General features: G+C 60.5%; 6 protein-coding genes. 5 read left to right on the top strand and 1 reads right to left on the bottom strand.

The window, feature by feature from the left end; genetic code table 11:
- Positions 1-377: 377 nt before the first annotated feature.
- Genes AC0L25_RS26970 through AC0L25_RS26950 form a run of 5 tightly spaced genes read left to right on the top strand, consistent with a single transcriptional unit; the run spans position 378 to position 7994 of the window.
- Positions 378-3113, top strand: coding sequence for an AMP-binding protein (locus AC0L25_RS26970; RefSeq protein WP_473598299.1), 2736 nt, complete (start codon positions 378-380; stop codon positions 3111-3113).
- The gene (gene nadE / locus AC0L25_RS26965) at positions 3110-4093 is read left to right on the top strand and encodes an NAD(+) synthase (RefSeq protein ID WP_473598298.1); all 984 of its coding nucleotides are present in this window, start codon (positions 3110-3112) and stop codon (positions 4091-4093) included. The genes AC0L25_RS26970 and nadE overlap by 4 nt, the downstream gene beginning before the upstream one ends.
- Before the next feature lie 4 nt (positions 4094-4097).
- Complete coding sequence (gene asnB, locus AC0L25_RS26960) at positions 4098-6119, top strand: asparagine synthase (glutamine-hydrolyzing) (protein ID WP_473598297.1); 2022 nt, start codon at positions 4098-4100, stop codon at positions 6117-6119.
- Positions 6116-7672: a class I adenylate-forming enzyme family protein gene (locus tag AC0L25_RS26955; RefSeq protein ID WP_473598296.1), complete on the top strand. Its 1557-nt coding sequence runs from the start codon at positions 6116-6118 to the stop codon at positions 7670-7672. The genes asnB and AC0L25_RS26955 overlap by 4 nt, the downstream gene beginning before the upstream one ends.
- A 55-nt stretch (positions 7673-7727) precedes the next feature.
- Positions 7728-7994 (top strand): acyl carrier protein, encoded by a 267-nt coding sequence (locus AC0L25_RS26950; protein WP_029352679.1) that lies wholly within the window; start codon positions 7728-7730, stop codon positions 7992-7994.
- A 173-nt stretch (positions 7995-8167) separates the two neighbouring features.
- Here the strand turns inward: AC0L25_RS26950 and AC0L25_RS26945 are convergent, their stop codons facing one another.
- Positions 8168-8860: a N5-glutamine methyltransferase family protein gene (locus AC0L25_RS26945; protein ID WP_473598295.1), complete on the bottom strand. Its 693-nt coding sequence runs from the start codon at positions 8858-8860 to the stop codon at positions 8168-8170.
- Positions 8861-9048: the final 188 nt, after the last annotated feature.

The following is a 9048-nucleotide window of genomic DNA, read 5'->3' as shown; positions in this document are numbered from 1 at the left end:
ATCTGTTCTCGCCAGTTGAATGCAGAAACTACTTCACAGCAGCAGGGTATGGACTCACTTGAACGTCCGATGCTCTAATTTCCTGACGACTTCGCGACCACTGACAGCGGTGGCGCCTACTGCCACATTGCCGATTATCGCCCAGAGCCGCAAAAAACCACGAATTAAGCCAATAGCGGCAGCGCTGTTGGTCGGTTGTCAGGCGCGATCGCCTGTGCGCCGTGGGCCTCCCGTCGACGCGAAGCGTCCGCAGCACGAGATGACGCCAAAGTGAGCAACCGCGGCCGTTTGGCGAAGATCGCGGCATCATCAGAATGATCGATGAAAAGATTTCGGCCGGGGGCGATAAGTGACCTTAATCTTAGCGTGAGCCACTCATGTCTCCGGCATATATGGGATCAGAAAAGGCACGTCTGGATCTAGGGGCGGATTGTCAGCCAGCGGCCTCCCGTAGGTGGTCAAACGTCCCGGATTACGCACTTGATCAGGGCGGTCCTGTACTGCGCCCTCATCAACGCATGGGCGTCGATTTTGCGAACGTTACCGTCTTCGATCACCTGAGAGACGTCACCAGGCAATATCCCAACAAACTCGCGATCAGCGACGGCACTACTGGTCTGACGTATTCCCAGCTTTTCCAAGCCGTCGAGATGTTGTCCCATCGTATTGCGGCCGTCGTTCCCAACGGGCAGGCGATCGGAATCCTTCAGGCCAACTCGGCCTGGTACCCTGTGGCTATCTTGGCAAGCATGGCGGTTGGGCGGCCTTCCGTGCCACTCAACACGAAAGATCCCTACTCGCGAACCAATGAGATTTTTGTTGCGGCGCGGCTCTCGGCGGTCATAGGCGATGGCAATGTTCGCCCCGTCGGTTTGGCTCAGGATGTCCACTGGATTGATGCGACCACCAGCATCACGCCACAAGTCCAGCCGATACCCCAGTCCTGTTCGGTCTCGGTCGACGCGCCCGCGATAGTACTCTACACCTCAGGCAGCACTGGCCATCCCAAAGGCATCGTCAACAGCCAGCGCTGCCTGCTGTGGCGGGTTCAGCAATATGTCGACGCATGCCACATCAATTCGGATGATGTTTTCCTGCCCTTGACCGGGCCCGCCACGATCGCCGGTTGCCGGGAGATTCTCGCTGCCGTTCTGACCGGCGCCACCTTGCATCTCGCCGAGCTAGAAGCCATCGGTCTGCGGGCGGTCCAACGCCTGGTAGAATCCGAAGGCGTGACGGTCACCTATCTGGTGCCGGCCTTGCTTCGCGTGCTCATGGCGGACAAACCTGCTGACGCCTTCCGCTCGCTCAGAGTGGTCCGGATCGGGGGAGAGACGGTGTCATGGACCGATATCGCCCTGCTGCGCAAGGTCGTTTCGAGCTCTTGCCTCATCCAGATCGGTTACTCGTCGACCGAGACCACAGGGTCGCAATGGTTCTTGCCGCAGGACTGGCCGGAGGAAGGCGCCTCGGTTCCGGTTGGCTGGCTGCTTCCAGGAATAGCGTTCGCGATTGTTGACGAAAAGGGACGCCGCGTTCAGCCGGGCAAGAGCGGAGAGCTCCTGATAAGAAGCCCGTATGTCCTGCTTGGCCATTGGGAGAACGGCGCCGTCGTGCCGGCGGAATCGGATCCGGATGACCCGGATCTTCGGATCTTCGCGACGGGTGACCTCGTCCAACTTGACAGTCATGGCCTGCTGCGGATCGTCGGACGCAAGGGGCGCCAGATAAAGATCAATGGTCGGCGTATCGAGCCAGCCGAACTCGAACGGGTGTTGCGTAACGCGCCTGACGTGGAGGATGCCGTTGCAATCGTGACGGCGGCAAATGAGCTTGTTGCATTCGCCATCCCCCAGCCCTGGGCGGGGCCAGCCTTTTCGGACGAGCTTCGCCAGCTTGTCAGAACGAAGCTGCCGCCTCCGCTATGTCCCTTGCGGCTCCACACGATCGCCGCGATTCCGCGTCTGCCGGGCGGCAAGGTCGACATGGCTACGCTTGCGGAGATCGATCTTTCAACCAGGAAGATCGCCCCCGCCGCGCAGCCGTCCAATACGAGCGAACTGACCGTCCATCGGATAGTGCAGCATGCCTGGAACAATATCCTTAATACACGCGTCGCCGCAGGACGCTGGGATGACGCAGGTGGAGATTCGCTGAAGCTGCTGCAATGCGTCATGGAAATCGAAAACGCCATCGGGCAGGAACTCAGTCTCGATGGGTTCACGGTCGGTATGAGCGCGGACGAAATGGTCAAGGCGGTCGTGTCGGCACAAGCTAGCTCCCTACGCACGCAAGTACAAAAGCACGACCCCCCAATTCTATTCCTGCTCCCGGGATCCGCCGGCTATGGCCCAAGCTTTGCCGCCTTTGCGTCTTCGATGGGCAAGATCGCACGAGTGGTCCCCATCAGATATCCTGCCCTGGCCATGATATTGCGCGGACCAAACACTGTCGCAAATATCGCCGAGGGCGCGGTTCAGCAGATCCGCCGCGCTCAGCCAACGGGTCCGATAAGACTTCTCGGCCATTCGCTCGGCGGCGCCGTCGCGTTCGAGGTTGCGGAGCGGCTGCTGGCCGCGGGGCGAACTGTGAAGTTCCTGGGCATCCTCGACACGAGCCTCCTTGGCGAGCGCAGCACCTATTGGGAGATGTTTGTCCGCACATATAATCGGATCCGAACCAACCGCGTCACCGCTGACCGGATGGTTTGCCGCTTCGTTGCAAAAGTCGCCGTCAAAATGGGCTTCGAGGCGCAGCTCGCCCGCATCCTCGATCGCTATGCGAAGGACGGGTTCAACACGACGAGCTTCAGGACCAAGCTGGAACTGCAGGGGCAATTGCGGGGGCGAGCTTTCTATCAGTGGTTGGCGAGACCCAGACCGACGCTGCCGATCACTGCAACCCTCTTCCGCTGCGCTCGGCCCAAAATGCCTCTGGCCATAGGTTGGGATGGCGCTTTCGTGCGTCTGGATGTGATTCCGGTCGTTGGCAGTCACTTCGATATGGTCACAGAGCCCCATCTCGCCACCAACCGCCCACTCATCGAGAAGGCGTTGGAGCAAACCTATTCTGCGGCTGAGCTTCGCAAACGGGAGTACAGACCATCGACATGATCTCACAATTCAGCATGGGCACGCTGGTGCTCGATGCTCGCGCGGAGGTCGATCGCATCGTTCAGATCCTGCGCGAGCAGGTTTTTGGTACGCTGCGGCGTCGTGGCGTGGTTGTCGGCCTCTCCGGGGGTATCGACAGCTCCGTTGTCGCATCGTTGTGCGCACGCGCGTTTGGGAAAGACAAGGTCTTGGGGATATTCATGCCGGAGCGCCATTCCTCCGGCGATTCGCTAAGGCTTGGCCGCAGCGTCGCAGCTCAGCTTGGCATCGATACGATCCTGGAAGACATAGCACCAGCACTTGAGGCCGTCGGCGCCTATCGCCGACAGATCGAAGCGATCCAGACGGTCGTTCCCCAATATGGCGAGGGCTGGAAATGCAAGCTCGTGCTCGCGTCGGTTCTCGAGAGTAACGGTCTCAACATCACACGCCTCACGGTTCAGGACCCCCACGGCAAGACCGATACGGTGCGTCTGTCGCCGGCAGCCTATCTGCAGATCGTTGCTGCAACCAACTACAAGCAGCGCCTGCGCAAGATGACCGAGTACTACCATGCGGACCGCCTTAACTATGCCGTGGCAGGTACGCCAAACCGCCTGGAGCATGACCAAGGCTTTTTCGTCAAGCAGGGCGACGGAATTGCCGATCTGATGCCAATCGTCCACCTCTACAAGACCCAAGTCTACCAGCTGGCTGAATACCTTGGGGTGGATGACGAGGTCCGGCGGCGGCCGCCGACCACGGACACCTTCTCCATGGCCCAGAGTCAGGAGGAATTCTATTTCGCGCTGCCTTATCATCTGATGGATCTGTGCCTCTACGGCTTGAACCACGGAATTTCTGCCGACGAGGTCGCCGCAGCTGCCGGCCTCACCGCGGCCCAAGTTCAGAAAGTCTTCAAGGACATTGACAGCAAACGGCGTGCCGCACGCTATCTTCACGCGCGGCCCTTGCCGACCACTGCGATGGGCGAGGGCTGACCGGATGTGCGGCATCGCCGGAATCGTCTCGCTAAGCGCCTACGCGGCGCCTCCTTCGCGCGAGGCACTGATGCGCATGGTGGGCGCACTCGCGCATCGCGGCCCTGACGAGCGCGGCCTTTACCGCGACAAACGCGCGGGATTGGCGCATGCCCGCCTGTCCGTCGTCGATCTCTCCAACGGCCAGCAGCCACTCGCGGACGCGTGCGACACGACGTGGATCGTCTTCAACGGCGAGATCTTCAATTACCTCGAGCTGCGTGAAAAGTTGATCGCCCTCGGCCACCGCTTCCGCACCCATAGCGACACAGAAGTCATCGTCCATGCCTATCGCGCGTGGGGCGAGGCTGCCTTCGAGCGCATGAATGGGCAATGGGCGGTCGCAATCTGGGACTCCGTGGCGGGTCGTCTCGTATTATCGCGCGATCGGTTTGGCATCTGCCCCTTGCATTTCTGCGAGTATGGCGGCCGCCTTTACTTTGCCAGCGAAGTGAAAGCCATTTTCGCGGCCGACATGGACATACCCCGTGCCTTCGATCCAGCCGGCATCGATCAGACTTTCACGCTCTGGACAGTCGTGCCGCCGCAAGGCGTATTTCAGGGGATCAGCGAACTCACCCCGGGGCATGTCCGTATTTACGACAATGGCACCGTTCGCGAGCGGGCCTTCTGGAAGCCTTGCTATCCCGAAATTTCCGATCCCCGTCGTGACGAATTCACCGGCTCGCTCGACGACGCGGTGGAGGAGGTGCGCGGCACCCTGGAGGCTGCGACGGCGCTCAGGATCGTGCAGGCCGACGTGCCGGTTGGCTGTTATCTGTCGGGCGGGCTCGACAGCTCGCTAGTCGCCACGCTGGGAAGGCGCTACGCGGGCGAGCGGTTCCAGACCTTCTCCCTGCGTTTTGCCGACGCCGAGTATGACGAGACCCGTTTCCAGCGCCTGGTCGCCGGCGCGACCGGGAGCGAGCACCATGAGGTGGTGGTTTCGCGCAGCGATATCGCCGAGATCTTTCCCGAGGTGATCTACCACACCGAGCGTCCAATCCTGAGGACCGCGCCTGCGCCGCTGTTCCTGCTCTCTAGGCTGGTGCGAGAACACGGCATCAAGGTCGTGCTGACCGGCGAAGGAGCTGACGAAATGTTCGCTGGCTATGACTTGTTCCGCGAAGGCAAGGTCCGCCGCTTTTGGGGATGCCAGCCCGCATCGACACGACGCTCACGGCTGCTGGAGCGCCTGTATCCCTATCTCAGCCGCTCGCCCGTACATCAGCAAGCAATGGCGCGCCAGTTCTTCGGGCGCGATATCCAGGCCTATGACAGGCCCGGCTTTGCGCATGACACACGCTGGCGCACGACCAGCGCCATCAAGCGCTTGTTCTCCGCCGACATGCGCGCCGAGTCCGAGCGCCGCAATGCCGTGCCCGAGCTGATCGCCCGCCTGCCCGCGGAGTTTTCGCGATGGGGCTCGCTTGCGCAGGACCAGTATATCGAGATCCAGACGCTGATGTCGGGATACCTGCTTTCTTCGCAAGGGGACAGGATGCTCATGGCCCACTCCGTCGAGGGGCGGTTCCCGTTCCTGGACGATGAACTCGTGACGCTCGCGAATTCGCTTCCGGCTGCCTACAAGCTGCGCGTCCTCGACGAAAAGCACGTGTTGAAACGGATGGCGGAACCGATCGTGCCTTCGGAAATCGTGGCCCGCAAGAAGCAGCCGTACCGAGCGCCCAACGCGCTTTGCTTCGTTGCCGACGATGCTCCGGCCTATGTCCGCGAAGCGCTTTCGGAGACGGCGCTGCGCGAGGCAAACGTTTTCGATCCGAAGTCGGTCACGCGCCTGCTGGACAAGTGTCGAGACAGGGCGAACGGCGGCGATCTGTCCAACTCCGACAACATGGCGCTGGTCGGCGTGCTGTCGACCCAGATCCTTCACCAGCAGTTTGTCGCAAGCCGTCCCGGCGGGGCCCGCTTAGGTGAGCTCAGCGTCGACGTCGACCGCGAGCATCGCGAAGAGGTGCTGGCATGATGCATGGCGCCGTACCACTGCTGCATGACTACCTCACCCACGCCGCCAGCCGGGTCGGTGAGAAGGTGGCGCTGGTGTGCGGCGGGCAACGCGTCACCTATGGCGAGCTCGAAGCGCGCTCGAACGCCGTCGCGCAACATCTGGCCGCGGCTGGGGTTGCACGCGGCGATCGCGTGATGATCTTCGCCGACAACACTGTCGAGACGGTCGTCGCCTTCTGGGCGGTGCTCAAGGCGAACGCCGTGGTGTGCATCGTCAATCCGCTCACCAAGAGCGACAAGCTTGATTACCTGCTCAACGATTGCCGACCGACGGCACTGATCACGGACAGGCACCTGCACTCGATCTTTACCGAGCCGGCACGCAACTGCCCGTCATTGCGCCGGGTGATCGTCTCCGGGCCGATCATCGACACCGAGCTGACAGGATTGCCGCACGCCGTGCGCTGGGACAGCGTGGTTGCCGCCGACGGCAGCGCACCGCCGTCGCGCCGCTGCATCGATATCGATCTCGCTGCCATCATCTACACGTCTGGATCGACAGGCGAACCCAAGGGCGTGATGCTGACGCACAGGAACATGACTGCCGCGTGCACGTCGATCGCTTCATACCTGAAGCTGTGCGAAGACGAGGTGATCCTCAACGTCTTGCCTCTCGCCTTCGATTACGGCCTGTACCAGATGATCATGGCGTTTCGCACTGGCGCTCGGCTGGTGCTTGAACGCTCGTTCGCTTTCCCGGCGCAGATCCTCGGGTTGATCAAGCAAGAGAGGGTGACAGGTTTTCCCGGCGTGCCGACCATCTTCGCCGCACTCTCGGACCTCAAGACGCTGAAAGACCACGATTTTTCGAGCATTCGCTACGTCACGAACACTGCGGCTGCCCTGCCGCTCAAGCACATTCTCATGCTTCAGGACCTGTTTCCGGATGCGCGCATCTATTCAATGTATGGCCTCACCGAATGCAAGCGCTGCACCTACCTGCCGCCGGAAGACCTTGAGCGAAAGCCATTGAGCGTCGGGGTTGCCATCCCGAACACGGAAATGTGGATTGTCGACGAGCATGACAAGCCGGTCGGTCCTGATGTCGTTGGCCAACTCGTCATCCGCGGGGCGACGGTGATGAAGGGCTATTGGGGCAAGCCGGAAGCCACGGCCAGAAAACTCAAACCCGGCCCGTTGCCGGGCGAGCAGGTCTTGTACACCGGCGACTACTGCCGGATGGACGCGGAAGGCTACCTCTACTTCATCGGTCGCGGCGATGAGATCATAAAATCGCGAGGAGAGAAGATAGCGCCGAAGGAGGTGGAAAACGCGCTGCTGGATATTCCGGGTGTGCGGGAAGCCGCGGTCATCGGCGTTCCGGACGAGTTGCTCGGACAAGCTGTGAAAGCCTTCGTCGTGATCGAGCAAGGAAGAATCGTCGGCGAAAAGCAGTTGCAGAAAGAATGCCAGAGACGATTGGAAAACTTCATGGTTCCGAAGTCCATCGTAATCGTACCCAGTCTACCGATGACAGACACGGGCAAACTCAAAAAAACGGCCCTGTCATGAGGCGGTTTCTGGATGAATTGATCAGCATTCATCTTTTGTATCGGAGGAGGATTCAATGTTGTCTACCAAGGATAGAGCCGAGACCTGCAAGGACCAGATTCGCGCTTTCCTGGCGTCGAATTTCTACATAGCCGACGCGGATGCTCTGGAGAGCAACACGTCCCTTCTCGACCAAGGCATCGTCGACTCGACAGGGGTACTCGAGGTTATCGGCTTTATCGAGGAGACCTTCGGCATCACCGTGGAAGACAGCGAACTCCTGCCGGAGAACCTCGATTCTATCCAAGGAATTGCGCAATATGTTCTCCGCAAGCAAAACTGATTGCCGACATCTGGCTAGAGCGGTTCATCGTTTCACGGAAACGCCGAACCGCTCTATCTCTTTGTTTTGCGCAATTCGGACGGAAAACCGTTTCACACTTTTCCTGGAATTGCTCTAGCGCTGTTTTTACGCCACAGACAGCGCCACCGAGCCTGCCGCAGTCGCGGCATGGCTCACGCTTGCGACGTGGTATGTCCCACAACCACCCTGCCCTCGCCGGCTTCGTTCGTGACCGCGCGGATGTTCTCGTAAGCCTTGGAACGCTCCAGCAGACTGATGACCTGCCGGTCCTGGCCGAGGCCGACCTCGAAGAGCAGGATGCCTCCGCGCCGCAAGTAACGCGGCGCATCCTTGATCACCCGCATATGGATGCTCAGGCCGTAGGGGCCGGCCGCAAAGGCTTCACGCGGCTCGAGCTCCGTCAGATGCGCGCGGTCGCCCTCAAGCCGCTTTTCCGAAATGTAGGGCGGATTGCAGACGATCACGTCCATCGTACCATCAAGCTCCAAGCCCGAGAAAGCACTGAACAAGTCGCCCTGAAGCACGGACACGCGATCCGCCATGCCGTGATGGGCGACGTTGCGGCGCGCGACTTCGACGCATCCATCGGTAAGATCGCTCGCCCAGACACGCGCGGTGGGAGCGTAGTGCGCGATGGCGCACGCCAGATTGCCGGCCCCGCAGCACATGTCGACGACGCGTGGCGCCGGCAGGTTCATTTGACTCAGAACATCGAGAGCGGTCGTGCCGAGCAACTCCGTCTCCGGCCGGGGAACGAGCGCACCGGGCGCGATGAGCAACTCCAGCCCCATGAAGATGGTGCGGCCTTTGCTGTAGGCTGCGGCGACACTGATCTCTTCCCTCATGACAGACCCGCCTTCCTGACATTGCCGGTGCCGTTGTCCGACAATTCCGTCCCAATTAAGTGTATCTCAAATTCATTAAATTCTCGATGGGCAAATCGAAAAACAGTCGCCGCCCTAGGCTTTGAAGACATGATGCAACAAAAGGTGATCATGAGCCTCTTTTCTGTCGCATGGTTGGGAATATTGTC

Source organism: Mesorhizobium sp. WSM4813 (assembly GCF_055811555.1).
Note: the sequence above shows the minus strand (reverse complement) of the source record. Positions and strands in the feature narration are given on the sequence as shown.

What these genes read in the sequence shown, in the direction of transcription:
- AC0L25_RS26955 (WP_473598296.1), top strand. Translation starts at nt 6,116, where the DNA reads ATGATGCATGGCGCCGTACCACTGCTGCATGACTACCTCACCCACGCC.
- asnB (WP_473598297.1), top strand. Translation starts at nt 4,098, where the DNA reads ATGTGCGGCATCGCCGGAATCGTCTCGCTAAGCGCCTACGCGGCGCCT.
- nadE (WP_473598298.1), top strand. Translation starts at nt 3,110, where the DNA reads ATGATCTCACAATTCAGCATGGGCACGCTGGTGCTCGATGCTCGCGCG.
- AC0L25_RS26970 (WP_473598299.1), top strand. Translation starts at nt 378, where the DNA reads ATGTCTCCGGCATATATGGGATCAGAAAAGGCACGTCTGGATCTAGGG.
- AC0L25_RS26950 (WP_029352679.1), top strand. Translation starts at nt 7,728, where the DNA reads ATGTTGTCTACCAAGGATAGAGCCGAGACCTGCAAGGACCAGATTCGC.
- AC0L25_RS26945 (WP_473598295.1), bottom strand. Translation starts at nt 8,860, where the DNA reads ATGAGGGAAGAGATCAGTGTCGCCGCAGCCTACAGCAAAGGCCGCACC.